This window comes from Tepidanaerobacter acetatoxydans Re1 (assembly GCF_000328765.2).
GTDB classification, from domain to species: Bacteria; Bacillota; Thermosediminibacteria; order Thermosediminibacterales; family Tepidanaerobacteraceae; genus Tepidanaerobacter; species Tepidanaerobacter acetatoxydans.
Window position 1 is genome coordinate 1,697,879 of sequence record NC_019954.2, and the last position, 19,460, is coordinate 1,717,338.

15 protein-coding genes are annotated in these 19,460 nt (G+C 37.1%); 4 read left to right on the forward strand and 11 right to left on the reverse strand.

The features are described from left to right. Positions 1-13: 13 nt before the first annotated feature. Together uvrB and TEPIRE1_RS08255 are read right to left on the reverse strand one after the other, a co-directional pair. Entirely contained in the window at positions 14-2,011 is a 1,998-nt protein-coding gene (gene uvrB / locus TEPIRE1_RS08250) for an excinuclease ABC subunit UvrB (RefSeq protein WP_013778710.1), read from the reverse strand. Between the two features lie 183 nt (positions 2,012-2,194). Continuing rightward, positions 2,195-2,392 (reverse strand): hypothetical protein, encoded by a 198-nt coding sequence (locus TEPIRE1_RS08255; protein ID WP_013778711.1) that lies wholly within the window; start codon positions 2,390-2,392, stop codon positions 2,195-2,197. A 334-nt stretch (positions 2,393-2,726) separates the two neighbouring features. On the opposite strand from TEPIRE1_RS08255, the gene TEPIRE1_RS08260 reads away from it, so the two are divergent. Continuing rightward, a complete protein-coding gene (locus TEPIRE1_RS08260; protein WP_013778712.1) occupies positions 2,727-3,398 on the forward strand; it encodes an aspartate/glutamate racemase family protein in 672 nt (223 codons plus the stop codon). A gap of 47 nt (positions 3,399-3,445) precedes the next feature. Here the strand turns inward: TEPIRE1_RS08260 and TEPIRE1_RS08265 are convergent, their stop codons facing one another. From TEPIRE1_RS08265 to ftsE, 5 genes are read right to left on the reverse strand one after another with little or no spacing between them, the layout of a single operon-like run. After that, the gene (locus TEPIRE1_RS08265) at positions 3,446-4,696 is read right to left on the reverse strand and encodes a PDZ domain-containing protein (protein ID WP_013778713.1); all 1,251 of its coding nucleotides are present in this window, start codon (positions 4,694-4,696) and stop codon (positions 3,446-3,448) included. A 2-nt stretch (positions 4,697-4,698) separates the two neighbouring features. Next, a complete protein-coding gene (locus TEPIRE1_RS08270) occupies positions 4,699-5,952 on the reverse strand; it encodes a S41 family peptidase (protein ID WP_013778714.1) in 1,254 nt (417 codons plus the stop codon). 46 nt (positions 5,953-5,998) lie between these two features. Then, positions 5,999-7,141 (reverse strand): murein hydrolase activator EnvC family protein, encoded by a 1,143-nt coding sequence (locus tag TEPIRE1_RS08275; protein ID WP_013778715.1) that lies wholly within the window; start codon positions 7,139-7,141, stop codon positions 5,999-6,001. A gap of 26 nt (positions 7,142-7,167) precedes the next feature. Next, positions 7,168-8,040 (reverse strand): permease-like cell division protein FtsX, encoded by an 873-nt coding sequence (ftsX, locus tag TEPIRE1_RS08280; protein WP_013778716.1) that lies wholly within the window; start codon positions 8,038-8,040, stop codon positions 7,168-7,170. After that, on the reverse strand, positions 8,030-8,716 hold the full coding sequence (gene ftsE, locus TEPIRE1_RS08285; protein WP_013778717.1) for a cell division ATP-binding protein FtsE: 687 nt from the start codon (positions 8,714-8,716) through the stop codon (positions 8,030-8,032). Before ftsE ends, ftsX begins: the two co-directional genes overlap by 11 nt. A gap of 665 nt (positions 8,717-9,381) precedes the next feature. On the opposite strand from ftsE, the gene TEPIRE1_RS08290 reads away from it, so the two are divergent. Continuing rightward, a complete protein-coding gene (locus tag TEPIRE1_RS08290) occupies positions 9,382-10,740 on the forward strand; it encodes a sodium-dependent transporter (protein WP_013778718.1) in 1,359 nt (452 codons plus the stop codon). A 165-nt stretch (positions 10,741-10,905) separates the two neighbouring features. Here TEPIRE1_RS08290 and TEPIRE1_RS08295 read toward each other — a convergent pair whose 3' ends face one another. From TEPIRE1_RS08295 to TEPIRE1_RS08310, 4 genes are all read right to left on the reverse strand, one after another. Beyond that, a complete protein-coding gene (locus tag TEPIRE1_RS08295) occupies positions 10,906-14,445 on the reverse strand; it encodes a glycoside hydrolase family 130 protein (RefSeq protein ID WP_015295561.1) in 3,540 nt (1,179 codons plus the stop codon). A gap of 8 nt (positions 14,446-14,453) precedes the next feature. Continuing rightward, positions 14,454-15,476 carry a hypothetical protein gene (locus TEPIRE1_RS08300; RefSeq protein ID WP_013778720.1) on the reverse strand — a complete coding sequence of 341 codons (1,023 nt, stop codon included), beginning with the start codon at positions 15,474-15,476 and terminating at the stop codon, positions 14,454-14,456. 1 nt (position 15,477) lies between these two features. Then, on the reverse strand, positions 15,478-16,629 hold the full coding sequence (locus TEPIRE1_RS08305) for a glycosyltransferase family 4 protein (RefSeq protein ID WP_013778721.1): 1,152 nt from the start codon (positions 16,627-16,629) through the stop codon (positions 15,478-15,480). Positions 16,630-16,829: 200 nt separating this feature from the next. Next, a complete protein-coding gene (locus TEPIRE1_RS08310; RefSeq protein ID WP_013778722.1) occupies positions 16,830-17,306 on the reverse strand; it encodes a hypothetical protein in 477 nt (158 codons plus the stop codon). Positions 17,307-17,505: 199 nt separating this feature from the next. Between TEPIRE1_RS08310 and TEPIRE1_RS08315 the strand changes: the two genes are divergently transcribed. Both TEPIRE1_RS08315 and TEPIRE1_RS08320 read left to right on the forward strand, forming a co-directional pair. Then, positions 17,506-17,883, forward strand: a complete 378-nt coding sequence (locus tag TEPIRE1_RS08315; RefSeq protein ID WP_013778723.1) for a Na-translocating system protein MpsC family protein — start codon at positions 17,506-17,508, stop codon at positions 17,881-17,883. Between the two features lie 554 nt (positions 17,884-18,437). Then, entirely contained in the window at positions 18,438-19,448 is a 1,011-nt protein-coding gene (locus TEPIRE1_RS08320) for a Nif3-like dinuclear metal center hexameric protein (protein WP_013778724.1), read from the forward strand. Positions 19,449-19,460: the final 12 nt, after the last annotated feature.

The window sequence follows — 19,460 nt, forward strand, 5'->3', positions numbered from 1 at the left end:
CACTGTACTGTGTTTATTTAGTCTTAATTACGCTAAACGCTTCAGCCTTTATCTCAAAAATAAGATCCCTAAGTTCGGCAGCTTTTTCAAATTCAAGTTTCTTTGCTGCGTCATTCATCTGTCTTTCAAGATTTTCAACAAAGGTTTTAAGTTCTTTTTTACTCATTTTTGTTATATCTTTTTCAGGTAGGTAATCAGTTTTTTCCTCGGCAACTTTAGTAGCCTCTATTAAATCCCTTACCGACTTTTTAACCGTTGTAGGTACTATACCATGCTTTTTATTATAATCTAATTGAATTTTGCGCCTGCGATTGGTTTCACTAATCGCCCTAGCCATAGATTGAGTTATGGTATCCGCATACATAATAACCCTTCCGTCTACATTACGTGCAGCACGGCCTATAGTCTGAATGAGTGAGGTTTCAGAACGTAAGAATCCCTCTTTATCTGCATCCAGAATAGCCACAAGGGATACCTCCGGCAAGTCTAAACCTTCTCTTAGCAGATTAATGCCTACAAGACAGTCAAATTTACCGAGTCTTAAATCTCGAATTATCTGAAGCCGTTCCAATGTATGAATCTCCGAATGTAGGTATCTGACGCGAATACCTGCTTCCTTTAGGTAGTCGGTAAGATCCTCCGCCATTCTCTTGGTAAGGGTAGTGACTAAAACTCTTTGGTTCTTTTTCGCTCGGAGCTTGATTTCCCATATCAAATCATCGATTTGCCCTTTGACCGGACGAACTTCTACTTCCGGATCTACCAAGCCAGTGGGCCGGATGATTTGTTCTACGACTTGAGCACTTTTTTTAAGTTCATAAGATGCCGGTGTAGCTGATAAAAAAATTAACTGATTTACACGTTCTTCGAATTCTTCAAAGACCAGAGGGCGATTATCAAAAGCCGAAGGAAGCCTAAAGCCGTGCTCTATGAGCGATTCCTTCCTAGAACGGTCTCCAGCCCACATAGCATGAATCTGAGGCAAAGTCACGTGGGACTCGTCGATTATTATTAAATAATCTTTCGGAAAATAATCAAGCAGTGTAAACGGTGCCTCACCGGCCTTCCTGCCGGAAAGATGCCTTGAGTAATTTTCAATACCCTTACAATAGCCCATTTCTCGAAGCATTTCTATATCATATTTGGTCCTTTGCTCGAGCCTAGCTGCCTCCAACACTTTACCTTGGTCTTTCAGTTCCGCTAATCGCTGCTCAAGCTCCATTTCAATTGATTTTATAGCAACTTCTATTTTATCTTTTGGTGTGGCATAGTGTGAAGCCGGAAATATCGATACGTGATTTCGTTCACCTATTATTTCACCGGTTAAAGTATCGAATTCAAGGATGCGATCAATAATATCTCCAAAAAATTCTACTCGAACAGCCTTTTCAGTAAAAGAAGCCGGGAATATCTCCAATATATCTCCGCGGAGCCGAAAAGTCCCTCTGTGAAAGTCTATTTCATTGCGATTAAATTGTATTTCCACAAGCTTTCGAACCACTTCGTCCCTATCTATTTCCATGCCCGAGCGAAGTGATACAACCTGGTTTTCATAATCTATTGGTGAACCTAAACTATAAATGCATGACACGCTGGCAACTATGACTACATCACGGCGTTCAAAAAGTGCAGCCGTTGCAGAGTGCCGCAATTTATCAATCTCATCATTTATTGAAGCATCTTTTTCTATATAAGTATCCGTTTGAGCAATATATGCCTCTGGTTGGTAATAATCATAGTAACTTACAAAATATTCTACCGCATTGTTTGGGAAAAACTCTTTGAGTTCACTGTAGAGCTGCCCGGCTAAAGTCTTGTTATGAGCTATGACCAGCGTCGGCCTTTGCACCTGCTGTATAAGATGGGCTATAGTAAAAGTCTTGCCGGTACCTGTTGCACCTAGCAGCGTTTGAAATTTGTAGCCCTTATTTATTCCTTCAGCTAATCTTTGTATTGCTTGTGGCTGATCACCGCGCGGAATATACTCTGAAACAACCTCAAATTTCCCCATTTTTTACACCTTCCAAATGAAATTGAAAAAATTTATTTCTTACAAGGATTTTATTTGACTTACCCTGTAATATAATTTCATGTGCAAGATGTATTATATCATATAATAAAAAGTGATGAAAGATAAAAACGAAACTTTGTTCGCTATTTTAAATAAAAAAAACCGGGTTTTTTATTTCCCGGCTCAGTTCATATATATAATCTTGTTTCTTCGGCGAGTGAAAAAGCCGCTTGATTTAGTGCCATAAGTATCTCCATCTTGAGATTGGGTATCTATGTTTACTATTTTCAACATGATATCCCGCTTTTCTTCTTCTGATGCAGTAGTATAGGCTTTAAGCAGCATATCTCTCTCGCGATTAAGATATTCTTCTCTAGTCATCGAAATTCCTCCTTTTTATGTATTTTGCATAGAAACTAGTAAATATATGAGTGCAATTATAATTGAGAGCGTTATTTCTTTCACAAGCATTATATCATATATGAAAATTTCTATCAAGTATATATAGTTTGAAATGTCATCTATTTTCTAAAAACTCTTTTGTTTTATTCATTTTCCTATGCTATAGTATATTTTCTCCCATTTCTGTTGAATTATTCAATAAGTAGTAAAAAGAATTAGAATGAAACTAAACAATTAACCACAAATTATTTTTATCTTAAATTACTTGATACTCTTATATGATAGACATATAATAAAATTGAGGTGATAAACATTGACTGCAAATGTTGCAAATAATATTATAAAAATCGGTGTTATCGCTGGCACCCCGGTAGACACTCAAATGGGAGTTGATTTTATATTAAAAAAGGGGTTCGAAGCCATAGGATGTCCTACTGCTGCAAACCCCGAAGAACAAAATCTTCTTCAGTTTTTAAACCCTGATACTTTAACAAAAAAAGTATTAAGGATTATTCAAGATTTCGAAAACCATGATATATTTCGAACTATGATTTACTGCAATTCTTTATCAGCCGCAATAGATATTGGATATATACGAAATACGCAGACCCGATCCTTGGTAATAACGCCATTGGATATTTACAGAAATCTTGCTGCAAGGTACAAAAAAATAGCCCTATGGGCTGCTAATGGTCAATGTCTTTCAGCAATCGAACATATATTTTATGAGCAAAATCCTTCAATTGATATTATTGGAATTTCCATGCTGCCTATAGTCAAAGCTATTGAAGAAGATCAATCAGCAGCATCGATTATTGACCAATACGATCTTGTTTCTCTATGTGTTGAAAGATTCGCCCCCAACAGCTTGATTCTGGGCTGCACTCATCTGCCTTATTTGCAATCGGAACTTTCTAAAAAAATCAGTATTCCTATTATTGACCCTACGGAAGAAATGTTAAAAATATTGGTTTTGGATTCTTAGTTTTATTGCTTTTTTAATCATTTAGCTCTAAGACTCTCATTTTTTACTTATGCGTTCTCATCCCTCTTTTTAAAAAACCTTTTTATCCTTTTCATTATATTATCATCATCCATAACTACATATGTCCCTGAAAAAACCTTTGGAACAAAGATAGCTCCTATGTTATTTAAACCGTTCGGAAATGCACTTATTTCAACATTTTTTATCTTTCCTTCAGAGGTCTTTACTGTCATCCATATAAATGTAGGATATTCCGATAGCACTTCTTGCAGTTTTCCAGGTTCATCCAGGTCTTGGCCGTTTATTGACATGATTATATCACCGGAATTTAGACCCGACTTTTCCGCAGGTGAGTTTTTTATTACGTCAAGAATCATCTCACCTTGTTTTGGTGGAACAAACAGAGGCTTGTTCGCCTGTTCGCTTTTCTTTCCGGTAATTATTAGAAATTCATGTCCGGCAGGTGCAAAGATTGCCGCCATATAGGCAAAAGGCAAATACCTTGATGCCAAAACCGATAATAGCAGAAGTATAAAACTAAAGGCAAATAAATTTACCGCTGATGATTTACATCTGTCCTTTGGTGTCTTTGTAAGAGCTATATCCCCATAACCCAATGCTGCTACTACCGGCAGCATCAAGTATATAGCCTGAGGATTTTCCAATACATGTACAGGTGGTCTTATCAGCGGCCACCAATCAGGCATTTGAATTACATCCATTGACGGGAAATCCCCTATAAGAATCGTTAATAGCATAATGGGGACAGGCCAAAATTCCTGCAGTGAAAATCCTCCTACGATACCATATCTGTCATCTTTAACAAACACCGGTGTTGCATTTATATGCCCTGCAAAATATATTAAGAGACTTTCTACAAAATGCAGCACTGCTACAAGACCCATAAGGCCGGCCACATCTATTTGTAAAAGTCCTGTTACCAATGAAAATAATGCTACTAAGCCACCTGCATATGAAAAACACATTAGGTGCGGATGGACAAGGGCAAGAATTAAAGCTAACGGCCATACATATACTAAACCGGCTTCGGTAATACTTATGCCAAGCAGCATAACTATAAAGCTGCCAATGATTCCACCAAGGAATCCATAAAATATTGCATAGAGTAATTTATTGTGCGGATTAATTTTTGCAGTTCCGAACAGGGTTTTTTCTAAAGTCGCAGTTTTCTTATATTGTTTCCACACAATGAAAATTACCAGCCAGAAAAATGGATTTAAAACGGCCGATGGGATACCTTGCAATATTAGGATTATAATTTTCCCAAGAGGAAACACGTTCATCTCTCCTGTCTTTGCATGTAAGTCGGAGATTTAACTATATCAAGAGCCTTTAATAATTGAGAATCTTTTTCTCTGGGAATGTCAAAAGGACTTATATCCTTGCTAAGTTCAACCTTAATATCAGGCTCTACACCTATGCCGTCAATGCTTCGTCCGCTCGGCAAATAATATCGGGCAATAGTCAATTTTATTCCTGTTCCGTCTTGAAAAGGTTCAATTTCCTGAACGGAACCTTTGCCAAAAGTTTTTGTGCCTACAAGCACACCTGCTTTGTGGTCTTGAATAGCTCCAGCTACTATTTCCGAAGCACTGGCACTGTTTTCATTTATAAGCACTACAAGCGGTAATGAAATTCTGTTATTATCAGAATAATATTCTTCCAGTTTATTTTTATTCCTGTCTTCGGTATAAACTATCATTCCTTTTCCAAGTATTTCATCGGCTATCCTCACTGATTCATAAAGAGAACCACCTGGATTATTTCGCAAATCCAGTATTAAACCTTTTATGCCTTGCTTTTGCAAGCTGTCTACCGCAGCTTTAAATTCATCATAAGTCTGTGAATCAAAAGAGGTAATTTTTATATAGCCTACATCATCGTCAATAATTTCATGTTTTATTGTTGTAACTCGAATATCATCCCGCATCAATTCAAATTCCAACAAATCTTCGTTATCCTGTCTTTTTATATATACAACAACCTTTGTGCCCTTTTCACCTCTTAGAAGTTTTACCGCTTCATCAAGGCTTTTTCCGGCAAGCTCGATATCATCGACTTTAACTATTATGTCTTTTGGAAGAATTCCGGCTTTCTGGGCAGGAGTTCCTTCGATAGGGGATACCACTATAATATCGCCGGTACTCTCATCAGCACTGAGTACCATTCCTACACCGCTGAAGGAACCATTAATAGACGCAATAAAATCTTGAAATTCCGTTTCATTCATATAAACTGAATATGGATCGCCAAGAGATTCCACCACTCCCTTAATAGCTCCCTCAATTAATTTTTCAGTTTCCACATCCTTTACGTATTTGTCTTCTATGAGTTTTATCACATCGACAACCGGCTTTAAGTGCTGTAAATCTGTCTGTCCATCAACTACAGCAGCAGCATTTTTATCATCGCCCTTACTTATTGCATAGAATGGTTTGCTTACCGCCGCAGCTCCCGCAAAAAACGAAAGCAGCGATATTGCTATACACAATACCGCTACTTTAAACATATGTTTTACATTCTTGTTTTGCATATGTATCCCCACCCGGTAAAGTTTTTAGTCTTTACCATTATATCATTTATTTTAGCCAATTCCAAGGGTTGACTACTTCTCCATCTTTGATTACTCCAAAATGAAGGTGTGGTCCCGTAGACCATCCGGTACTGCCAACCAAGCCAATTTTATCACCCTTGAGTACTTTTTTGCCTTCTGCTACAAGCAGTTTCGAAAGATGAGAATACTGCGTAGAAATACCTCCACCATGGCTAACAATGATTGTATTGCCATAACCTCCATAAGAGCCTGAAAAAATTACCTCACCATCATCTGCTGCCAGCACATCAGCTCCCATAGAAGCACCTATATCTATGCCTTCATGAAACCGCCGTGTTTTAAAGATAGGATGCGTCCTCCATCCAAACTCTGAAGTAATATATGTTGAACTTGGCGTCGGCCAAAGGAATTCCCCTGTTCCAAAAAAGCCTTTTTGGTTCTTCATTTCCCATTCAAGAATTTGCCGGCGTAGATTCTCCGAATCTTTTTGCAGCTTATCCTCTTGACGCTCATACTCTTTTTTCTGTTTTTCCAGCTCTGCCATGAGTCTTTGGCGATCTCCGCGATATGAAACTATGCTGGCTCGACGAGCATCTATATCATCGCGCTGCTGAGCTATGATCCTTTGTTGTTCTTCCAATTCTGCTTTTTTCTTTGCTACTTCTTCCTGTCTTGCTTTAAATTCCATAAGGAGATTTTTATCAGACTCAATGATACGTTTAACTAAATCAAGTCTTGTCAAGAAATCTGAAAAACTGGAAGACGCCAAAATTACCTCTATGTAATCTACCGGCCCAGTTTTGTAAAGAGTTCGCATGCGGACATTTAGATCATCTTTTTGTTCTTCTACCTGTTGTTCGGCTTGTTTAAGCTCTTCTATAGTATTTACTAATTTCGTCTGATTTTCTCTGAGCTTGGCTTCTGTTTCAGCCAGTTCTTTTTGCGCCAAGTTCAATTTTTCTTCAAGCTCTGCCAATTCTTCACTTATATCCTTCTTATTCGCTTCAACTTTATTTATATTGTTTCTTAAATTTTTTATTTGATTGCTTAAATCTTGCTGCTGCTTTTTTAAATCATCGATACCGCCTAATGCCGCCGGAGCAGTTGCCGTTAAAATAATAGCCAACAGCAAGATGCTTGTAATTACTTTGTGTTTTTTCCAACTCATCACCTTTTTTCACTCCTTATATAATGCTAAACATTTAAAAATCTCTTTATGGAAAAGCTACTGCCAAATGCCCCGATGAACATACCAATACCTAAAAATCCAAAGGCATAGTTATAAAACTGTTCTATCGGCAGCAAAGAAATCATAGGAATATTTAGCTTCACCGTTACATAAAGATATTTGTAAGCTATTCCCAAAATTGCTACAGCCAGCGAAGAACCGATTAATCCCAATACCATACCTTCTATCAAAAACGGCCAGCGTACAAACCAGTCAGTGGCACCAATATATTTCATAATATTTATCTCCCGCCGCCGTGCAAAAACCGTAAGTCTGATGGTATTAGAGATAATAAAAATTGAAACTGCGGCAAAAACTACCATTATCGCCAAGCCAATAATCCGAACCCAATAAATTATGTTGAACAGTTTTTCAACAATGCCTTTGCCGTATTTGACTTCATCAACACCGGAAAATTTTTCAATTTTTTCAGCAACCAAAGCCACTTCATGAGGGTCGTTTACCTTAATCCGGAAGGAATTGGGAAGTGGGTTTTCAATACCCTCCAATAAATCTTCTCCTACTTGCTCTTTGAATTCTTCCAGAGCCATTTCCTTTGAAATAAATTCTACTTCTTTTATCCCGGAAATAGCAGCAAAATCCTTTTTTAGTTGAGATATCCTTTCTTGTCCCAAGGAGTCTTCAAGGTAAGCCGTAATCTCTACTTGTGATTCCACATCTTTTAAAACATGATCAAAATTTACCGAAAGTAATAAAAAAGAGCCTAGAATGATGAGTGCAGATGCTACCGCTCCAATGGATGCGAGACTCATCCATCTGTTTCTTACAAGACTGGTGAAGGATTCTTTGAAAAAATATTTGATGGTCCTAAGTCTCATTACTGTATACCCCTCTCTCCTCGTCTCTTACTAGACTGCCTTTTTCGAGCTGAATTACTCTTTTTTTCATAGAATCTACCAATTCTCGGGCATGCGAGGCAACAACCAATGTAGTCCCCCGCTTATTGATATCATCTAGCAAATTCATGATATCCCTAGATGTATCCGGGTCAAGGTTACCGGTAGGTTCATCGGCTACGAGGACATCGGGATTATTTACCAGAGCACGAGCAAGTGCGACTCGTTGTTGTTCACCTCCGGAAAGTTCTGAAGGTTTTGCCTTGGCTTTGTGAGCTAAGCCTACTCTTTCAAGAACATATGGCACTCTTTTCCTTATATCTCTGCCGGGGGCTTCCACCACTTCCATTGCAAAAGCTATATTCTCATAAACGGTTTTTTCCGGCAGCAGTCTAAAATCTTGAAAAACAATACCAATACGCCGCCTTAGGTAAGGTATTTCTTTCGGCCTTAATCTGGTAATGTTTTTTCCGGCGAAAAATATCTGTCCCCTTGTCGGAAGTTCTTCTCTGAATAAAAGCTTAATCAATGTCGATTTTCCTGCCCCGCTGGGTCCGACAATAAATACAAACTCTCCCTTTAATATCTTTAGACTAATATCTTTAAGGGCGACTTGACCGCCCGGATAAATCTTAGTAACCCCATACATTTCAATCAAACTGCTCACTCCAAATTCCATTTAGTTACATATATTTTTAACTTCGACATCAATACCGAAAATCCTTCATTAAATACATTTAAAAATATGTAATTTCCTAAACTTCGTCGACATTATCAAATATATCATTAAATATTATCATTCTCAACATTTATATATCATTTTCAGACAAGTTAGGGCGGCATAAGAGGTTTAAGCAATCAATTTTTCTCCTTTTTCATAAAAAACGATATACTTCCCACATAACGGAAAAAATGAATTGTGTTATAAAATTAAGAATTAAGGGGTTGACATTTTACAAATTTATGCATATAGTATTAAAAAGAATTACAGCTTTACAGACAATGACAGAGAAGATAAGCTTCGACACTGTAAATACAGAAAGCTGGGTTTGATGAGAGCCGGTGTTACAAGACGAAGTGCATATTCACTCTAGAGTCTTTGCCCTAAAAGGAAACGAGTAGGGGCAAAGGGTTGTCCTCCCTTACAAAGGACTATAGTTTAGCATATCGCAGACTAGAAATGAGTTATCCCGGATATTTTTTATATTCGGGATAAGAGTGGTACCGTGAGCAAAGCTCCACCTCTAAAATGAGGCGGAGCTTTTTTTATGTGAGCAATTGATATTTGCCTAATTTAAAATTATTTTGGAGGTTGTATATCTTATGGAAACTAAGACAAGAGAAAATTGGTCCTCAAAAGCCGGTTTCATTCTAGCTGCTGCAGGTTCGGCCATAGGTTTGGGTAATATATGGAAATTCCCTTATAGTGTGGGTACTAACGGTGGCGGAGCATATGTTGCAGTATACCTTTTGTTTTTAGTGCTCATCGGAACTCCCCTTATGCTGGCTGCCATCACTCTTGGCAGGAAGACCCAGCTTTCGGTTTTCGGTGCATATAAAAGCATAGATAAGCGTTGGTCATTTGTGGGCTTTCTCGCTGTAATTTGCGGTTTTGTCATACTGGCCTTTTATTCTTCCGTTGGCGGTTGGGTTTTGTATTACTTTAAAAACGCTGTTACGGGAAATCTTAATACAAAAGATCCCCAAGTTCTTGCCGGTATTTTTTCCAATATGATGAACTCTCCTGCAACCTTAATAGTTTACCAGTTAATCTTTATGGCACTTACTATGCTTATAGTAATAAACGGCATTAAAAAAGGAATTGAAGTCACTTCTAAAGTAATGATGCCCGGTCTCTTTATACTTCTTATAATTATAGCTATTAGGAGTGTAACATTGGAGGGAAGTATGGAGGGAATTAAATTCTTGCTGGTTCCTGATTTCTCTAAGATTACCCTTGAAGTAGCTAAAAACGCCATGGCGCAAGTGTTCTTCTCTCTCAGCATAGGCATGGGGGTCATGATAACCTACGGAAGTTATTTGGATAAGGAAGTTAATTTGCTAAGCACAGCGGTGTCGATCCCCGCTTTGGACACATTGGCTGCGTTGATAGCCGGATTTGCCACTATCCCGGCGGTTTTTGCCTTAGGCTTTGAAGTTGGAGAAGGGCCCGGACTTATGTTTATCACACTGCCTGCAGTTTTTGCATCGATGCCTTTAGGGCAAATCTTTTGCATTGCCTTTTTTCTGATGGTTACTTTTGCAGCATTGACTTCTTCAATGTCTATGTTGGAAATCAGCGTTTCTTATTTTGTGGATGAACTGAAAAAGGACAGGAAAAAATCTACATTGGCAGTAGGGATTGTAATATTTCTAATGGGAATACCCGCTTCCCTTTCCCTGGTTCAAGGCAGCAGTTTCTATATAGGAAGTTTGAGCTTTTTTGATATATATGACAAACTGTCTTCCAATATACTCCTAACCACCGGTGCATTTTTGCTTTCCATTTTCGTGGCTTGGATACTTACCACCAAAGAAGCCGTGAAAGAAATAGAGCTTTCAGGAATCCGCTTTAAGTTAGCCCCCGTCTGGAGCTTCTTAGTAAAGTATGTGGTTCCGGTAGGCGTATTTATTATATTATTTAATTCCTATAAGGATTTTATAATTGCTCTGCTTAATTGATGGCATAAACGGCAGCAATACCTCTAGATAAAATACCCTAAATATGGTAAAATGATTATCAGCTTGAACCTCCATCAAGTGAAGATGACTTAATTCCATAATATATTTTAACAACAACCCCCACCTCCACTATATAGCATCAATAAAAGAGGTGGGGGTTAATATTCATCTGCGATTATCTATTCTTTCTCTTACTTGTGCTGGAATCATGTCGCCGACAGTACCTGTGGCAAGGCAAATATAAGTATCTGCAGCACCGTAATATACTAAAATTTCATCATCTATGTCAAGAATTTCTTTATCTTCGGCTGCAACGGCACCGCAAGTAAACACCACATTCGGCACCCAACACTTATCTTTTTCCCCTACCTCACACTTGGTTTCAGGCGATAGTGTGGGGTTGGGCGACCTGTATAGAAGTCGGCCGGGGTCTTTTAGGTCAGCCAACATCACTCCCAACCTATACACCATGTCCTTATCCACACCGTGGTATATAAGCAGCCAACCATAACGTGTTTTTATAGGTTGTGCACCGGCTCCTATTTTCAGAGAGTCCCACATCATGCCGGACCGCGGTCCCATTATTATCTTGTGACCGTCACGAGGCCACGGAAAGGACAGTTTCGGGGAATATGCAATCCATATGCTTGGTTCAATACGATGATATATGACATACTTGCCATTGATTTTTTCAGGAAACAATATGGCATCTTTATCCCATAGTCCGGGAAAAGCCAGCCCTCTTCTTTTCCAGCAGTTATATTTTCTGTTGAGAAAATCATCTATGGTAATTGATGCCGCTGCTATCTGAGCTACCACACCGTCATATGCGGTATAAAGCATGAAAATTTCATCATCAATTATGACGGTTCTTGGATCTTCGCAACCTTTTTTCTCTTCTTCCATCTCCGGAGAAAATATAGGTTCTTTTAGTCTTTCAATTATTCTATAACCATCAGAAATAGCAAGACCAATTCGCGAAATCTCATCTTCACCAAATGCTCTATATAGCAGGTATACCTTATCTTTTATCCTTAGTGACGCCGTATTGAGCACAAAACGATTTTCCCACCAGTGCTCATTTATAGGCTTAAGTATCGGCACTTCGCTATAACGCTTTAAAACCTCTGCCTTAGGCCAATAATCCAATTCTTGAATTATTACTTGTTCCCGATGTTGTTTTACTCCTAATAACGCCTTTGCTAAATCTATGCTTTCACGGCCTTGACTTATATATTGAAATACTTGCTGTAAGATTTCTTCAGAATCATATCCCATTTCCTTATATATTTCTTCAAGCAAATCGTGATTGAACCAATCCCTTTCCACATGTAGGAAAAGCGGTGTAGGTATGCCATCTCCACCTTTAAAGCTGAAACTGGCCCAAGTCCATGCGGAACATGGTATAAACGTCCCATCGTTTAATACCATGCTGAGGCCATACCCTTTGACCATAATATCAATATTTTTTGCATCTGTTTCATTATTCTCCTTGCGAAGATTATCCGCAATTACTTGTAATTTTGAAACCAACACCCTATGATGCCAGTTTTCAAAAATATGATGTGCAGAAAATACAGCCTTTCCATAATGGCCTAGAATAGAATTAACAAATTTTCTACCCACTTCCTTCCGTTCCCTTGTATAGGTCTTCCATAGGTCTGAAAAATGCTCGGCTTCAACTATACTCTTTGCTATGCGTGTAAAATACCACAACTTAGGATAGTTGCCACCCATTCCCTTGCCTAAGTTCATAACAGGTATATATGCTGTCAAACGATTTAAATCAGATATTTCACGCAGTTCACTGGAACCATGAAAATCATTACGATTTACCACCATTGGAAGTATTTCTACTTCTTCAAAACTATCGGGTCTTAAATTGTCCTTAAGCCAGTAAAATATTCGATCAAAATAATCCTTGTCCTCAGTAAACGAAGCCAATGTGAGAATCTTTCGTTCATTCATATTGTCAAGGAGTTCTCTCAAGTTTCTAAAGCCCATTCTTAAAATTAAATTCCCTGGAGGATATTCATATAATAATTTCCTCAGTATTTCCCATTTTACCGCTATGACTTTGCTATGTGGAATAATATTAAATATGCTTTTTACTACGTCATTGGTACCTTCCAAGCTGTATAAATTTCCCGGGCACAAGCTATCGATAGTGTTTTCCAAATCTGCCATGAAATCGGTTAAGCACCGGCAAATATCTTCAGAAGACGCATTATTATGGATACTTAAAGTCTCTAGAAAGGATGTAAAGGCATTATTATATTTTTTCTGAAGTCTTTTAAAAACTTTACTGGTAATAGCTTCGCAACGATTCTTTCCTATAAGTTTTTTAGGCAACACAATTGGAACCCCTGGAATAAACTCGAGGTAATCCAGTGGAGTAAGCACTGGACTTGTTTCCTCTAACTTTTGACGCCAATTATCCGAAAATTGAGATTTGTTATTCATGAAAGCATTTACGGTATTTTTATAAATTGCTTCAGTCTGAGCTAAAACAACAGTATCGATATCCACATTCAAATCACTTAAACCTTCGTTTGCGTTCATGATTTCTAGTATCAGCGCTGCCAGCATTCCTTTATATATAGCTATCAGAGCTTCCAAAAGGTCTTCCTGCGGTATTTCCGAATTAAAATTATAAGCAACTATAAACTCATAAACTGCTTGTGACCAGATTTCTGGTGAGTAAATTACATTGTCTTTCGATATCGTCATGAATTCAATATAACTAAGCACCTTTTTACTTAGTATTTTTTGCAATAGATTACCATAACAACAAGTTCCTTTAATAAAAGAGTCTAAAAGCTCCTCATGGTTATAAACAATTTTTAGTGGTACATCCTTAAATTCACTGCCGTACATATCAGGAGTTTTTATAATTTGAAAATCTTCCAACCAAATATCCTCATCCCGTATTATACATTCAAACAGTGATTTAAGCATTTCTTTTGCAGCGATATATTTTTTGTCAGAGGAAATTAAGGAAATTTTTGTCCAAAGATTTACCTCACATATCCTTTTACTCCATTTTAATGCTGTTGTAATAAGCCATGGGTTAATACCATATCCGCCTAGATATTCTCTGTTTTGATCGAATTCAGAGCAGAACTCTTCAACGAGATCGTGCGTAATAGCGGCAACTCCGCTGAAAGGATCGCTAAATTTAGTTTTATAAAGAGCTGTCATAAGCGGTAAAACTAATATCTTGTCAATAATATTTTCAAGCGTATATCGTCTAAAGCAGGCAACCGATATATCATAATCTCCAAAGATAGGATCTGCCGCACAATCCACCCAATCGTGCTTTAGCTCTTGCTCGCTTTGACTTTTTAAGTCTGTTTCCAGAAGTATCACATCTGACTTAAAAAGACGAGCAATCTCCAAAATGAGCCTTATACCAAAACCTCGGCCATTGACACCCGACGGCAGTGAAAAACCTGCTATTTCGTTTCCGAATCTTTCCCTGATATTTTTTATCGTTTCGACGTCTGTTGGACCACCGACACAAACAATCAGCTTTTGACCTTTTGTTTTTAAACTGTTCTTGGCAACTGTTATAATATTTCCCAAGGCATCTTTTTCATCATTAAAAGGGATACCTATTATAATGTCAATATTTTTTACTGATTTAAGTTCTGCTTTTGCCCGGTCAACAGTTTCTTTAAAAAGTATTTCAATGTGCCCCAACAAAGCCCCTCCTATACTGCTGGAATTAATATCCTTTGTTTTTTTTCTTTGATGTTCTGTAAAACTTGGTGTGCCATTAAAAATGAGATGACAGCCTCTGCACCTTGATTCAAGTTAACTCCATGTGGAACAAGAGCATCATGACAGCCTTGGGTTTTCTCATTGTATAAGGGAAGGTTATTGAGATTTTTTCCCCAGTACCAATCATATGCTAGTTGAGCCATTTCTATATATTCTCTTTCACCCGTAACCACAAACGCCTGTAGACAAGCAAGAGCTATAGACGCCGCATCTACCGGTTGTTGGTCATAAGGCGGTATTTGACTTTTTCTAATCCACCACCCCTGATTACCAACAATATTCAGATATCCTTTCTTAAATAAAGAATCTGTAAGGAAATTCAGTGTAATCTTAGCTACTTTTAAAGCCTTTACATCTTTGCTCACTACATAAAAGCCAAATAATGCATGGGGCAGCAGTGCATTGCAGTACGTAAGTCTGTCCTCAAACCAATGCCAATCTTTACAGCGATTTGCATCGTAAAGTTTTATGAGTTTATATGCAATATACTTTGCATATGGCAAGAGGCTTATCCTTTCTAATGAATCTATAAGTTTCGCCATGCCTAACAATGTATAAGACATGGCTCTTGGAGAATTGGTGTCTATGGCTTTTGGCAGCACCTTTTTTAACATCTTACAGGCAGTGTCCTTTGTTTCGGGTATATCGCAGTCCGCTGCAAAACTTGCCGCAAGTATACCTCGACCTATACTATCTTCTGAATTAATCGATGTATAATATTTTCCGTGAACTTTTAAATTTTGCCATGTGCCGTCCGGCATTTGAGCTTCTTGTAAAAAACTTATAAAAGTTTTTATGAGTCTTTTGCGCTCCAGTTCCTCCATCCCTATTGCCACTACCAGTGCCCGAGCATTATCATCTACTGTATAACCGCTTTCGGCTAATGGATTTGATATATCGGAAAACTGAATAATCCCTGTTGAGTCGGTCATGTGTTTAAAATGCTTATACATTTTAAAACACCTTCCTTTCAACCTCTGTCTGCATGATATTTTCTATTATACTTACATATCTTTTGCCTACTTGAGGCCATGTCATGGTTTTACCCAATTTACCAGCCTTTTCTTCCAGATTTTCTTTTAATTGATGGTCGGATAAGATTTTATCTATCAATGATGCCAATTCTTCCGGATTGGCATCATTAGCTATAAGGCCTCTACCGTCCGCAAGAACTTCCAGAGCATAATCATATGGAGTGGAAACTATAGCCCTACCACAGCCTACAGCATAGGAAAGGGTTCCGCTTACAGCCTGATTACGATGCGGATAAGGGGTGAGATAAACATCAGCCATATAGAGTACTTCTCCCAGTTCTTTAATGCTGAGGTATTTATTGATAAATCTTATGTTATTATCAACTTCCAAGGCTTGTATTAACTCAACAAGAGAATCTCTATAAGCTTCTCCCATCTTTTTTCTTAGATTTGGATGTGTTTCTCCCGCTACCAAATAAATAATATCGGGATATTTTTCTTTTAAGAAAGAAATAGCTTTAATTCCCAATTCAATACCTTTACCGGGACCTAAAAAACCGAAAGTAACTACTAAAGGACGATCCTCGACCCCATATATTCTTTTAGTTTCATCTCTTGGTTTTTCTTCAAATATCGGTACTCCATGATGGACCATATAAAGTTTATTAAGAGGTATATTATATACTTTGTTTAGCAGTTCTGAAGAACGGTGGGTCATGCATATAACGGCCATTGATTTTTGTCCCAATGTTGATAGTATTCTTCGCTTATGAAAGTCCGGTGACGGCAGAACTGTATGAGTATTTAGGATAAATGGTTTTTCCAGGTTTTCGATAAAATCCAATACAAAAGCACCGTTATTGCCGCCAAAAATTCCATATTCATGTTCTACAAAGACCAAGTCTATCTTTGCAGTATTGACAAATTCGGCTGCAATCACATACTGATCCCTATTATCCTCTTCTAAGTCAAAAACTACTTCCGGCGGATAATTATAATAACCATTTTTGTCACTAATGGCAAGAATTGACACTTGCTCACCACATAGCATGAGATTGTTTCTAAGGTCCTTTGCAAAAGAGGCTATTCCGCACTCTCTCGGAAAGTAGGTGGATAATATAGCAATATTCATGTACATTTCTCCTTAATATATTTATATAATCGTAAATTTATATCATGACTTTGTTTCGATTTTATTAAAAACGCTTCGGTAAAATAGTATATCCATCATACGCCTGTTATACACTAATATTATTGTAAATTTGCCATTATATTATCCATAGTTATTTTTTTTGCATAAAGTATGCCCTGTTTTACTACAGGGCATACTTTTTACAGTTTTACTCTTTCAGCATTCAATTCTTTTATAAACTCGCCTATATCAATAGTAAAAGTTCCTCTGCCTGACCAATCTGTTTTAACATCGGGTCTGTTTAATGGGATATTTAGTTCTTTTTTGTCAGAAAATATTTTTAGCAAAACATCTTGAACCATGATTCCCGGATCAAGCCAAATATTAGTTTCTATAATGAGTTTAATATCATCCTCCGGATCTATAAACAAAAAATTCATAGGCAAAGCCGGATCTGCCTCAAAAATTCTTCCCATTAAATAATTACTGTCATAATGTCTTTTTCTTCCTAAAGCAGCTAGTCTTTTCCCTCCGAGAATCATTCCAAAAAATTCATAAACATCCTCAGAACAGCTTTCTTCAATTATTTTACCATTGTACATAACCTTTAAATTTACAAAACTGTTATCCGTAACGCTCAAACCTCTTTGAAGATACAGTTCAATTGCTACCTGCATTTTAGCATGCCCCCTTCCTAAAAAATTTACCGCTTCATTCCATGATATTCATAAGGCTTATTAGTTGCTACATTTTTATGTAAATATTTATTTCTTTACATGGCAGGAAAAAATTATTATTTCGTAGAATATAGTTTTGGTACCAAAGTGTATACTTATATTAGACCTTATTATAATATAACGCAAAGGAGATGAAATTTTGAAGAATATTGGCGATTTTAAACAGGAACTTATTAAAATAAATAATCAAGTAAATGAGGAAATGTATGGCCGAGGTTTAGATTGGCAGAAAATAGATATAATTGGAGATAAAATTATTATCTTAGCTCTAAATCGAAGAATTTCAGTGCTAAGGCATATAGATGAAAAAGACGCATTTACCGCAAGATTGATGGATTTGGCATTATTAAATGAATTTAAAATCAGAATTAAAACATATTTTGAAGATAAATTTCAATTAAAGGTACGCACAATCTTAAAAGATTACGACCCTGTAAATCAATTAGCCGGTATGATAATAATTACCGTTGAGCCCGTAGAAGAATTTTTTGAAAAAATTTTTTCAAAAACCACTTGACAAACTTAAATTTATTTGATAGCTTGAATGTAGGTTTTTGTGAAAAATTTAATAATTGACTGGATAAGAAAGATCTTAAAAAAGATGGTTCGAGGCCGTCAAATAAATACCTTTAATGGAACTGTTATGCTATTTTCATTAAGAGACTGGTAGTGTAATTTTCCTTTAAAGAGGTATTTATTTGGCGGCCTCTATTTATGTCCAAGTTAAGTATCGGAAAACAAATTCCAGAGTTTATTTAGCCTTGCAGAAAAAATTATGTAATCGGTTATCTGTTGTAGTGCGATATTTATTTATAAATAGAATATTTAGAGTTTTTACAAGATATATTCTGTAAAAATGTTTTATATTTTTGCAATAAAATAAAATTATAGGGAGGACTTTTGATTTAAATGTCGTATTATAATATGTGGAGCTCATCAGTGATGAGGGAATAAATAAACATGTTGTAACACATCCTATCTATAAAACAAGATCAAACCTTTTAATTCTTCGATAGATTTTGGGCTTTGCCAGAACTTTAAATGCTGTATTTAAAAAAGGAGGAACATTAGATGAAAGTAAAGGAGCTAATCAAAGTACTGGACAATATAACAGGAGGGAGGGTAGTCAAGGATTTAAACGACGTATTTACAGGTAAGAACCCGTTCGTTGTTATGAAATCGTCGAATATCCCCGGAAAGGCAGTAATGGAAACTCCGGGTCTTGTTTATGGGAACCCTGAAGCAGAAATTAAAAAAGTTGCCGTAACGATGACACTCACCGAAGGAAATATTGAGCTTGCCGGTGCAACAGGAGTAGATGTCATTGTAGCTCATCACCCAATTGCTGATGCGGCAAATTCAGGCGGAGTAACTCTAAGCTGCTATTTAGACCTTTACAATATTTCAGTGTTTGAACTTCATGAAGCTTTTCACGGTTTACATCCCGGCATATCTTATATTCATGGTCATAAGCCTTTTTATACTGATATAAGATATGCGGGTATACCCGGAAATATTATGTATGTCGGTAAAGCATTGGATGAAATAAAAACCTTGGGCGATATACTAAATCGCCTAAATAAAATGATGGACATGGATAAAGAACATCAAGTAATGGGGACAGAGCGAATCCACTTTAACTGCAGTGAAATTAAGGACTCCGCTACTGCTGTTCAGGGAGAAATATTGTTGGGCACAAAAGACACTCCGGTAAATACAATTTTGCATATTTTCCCACACACCGGATTTACTGCCGAACATCTGGAAAAAGCAAAGAGTGAACATCCTGAAATCGATACTGTCTTAGCTACAATAAGCCGTGTCAAAATGGACAGTGACTTAGTCAATAAAGCTAAAGAACTAGGCTTGAACTTTATTTGCGGTAATTCCCATGCTTTGGAAATCTTTGAAAATGGACTACCTCTTGCATATGCTTTAAGACATTATCTGCCGGAAGATGTTGAGATTGTGATTTTCCGGGAGAGGATATGTTCCACTCCGCTTAAAGATTTTGGCTCTGCGACGATTAAAGATTATGCCAAGTTTATTACTGAAAACTACCTTATACACGACAAAAAATAAAATTTATTTGGG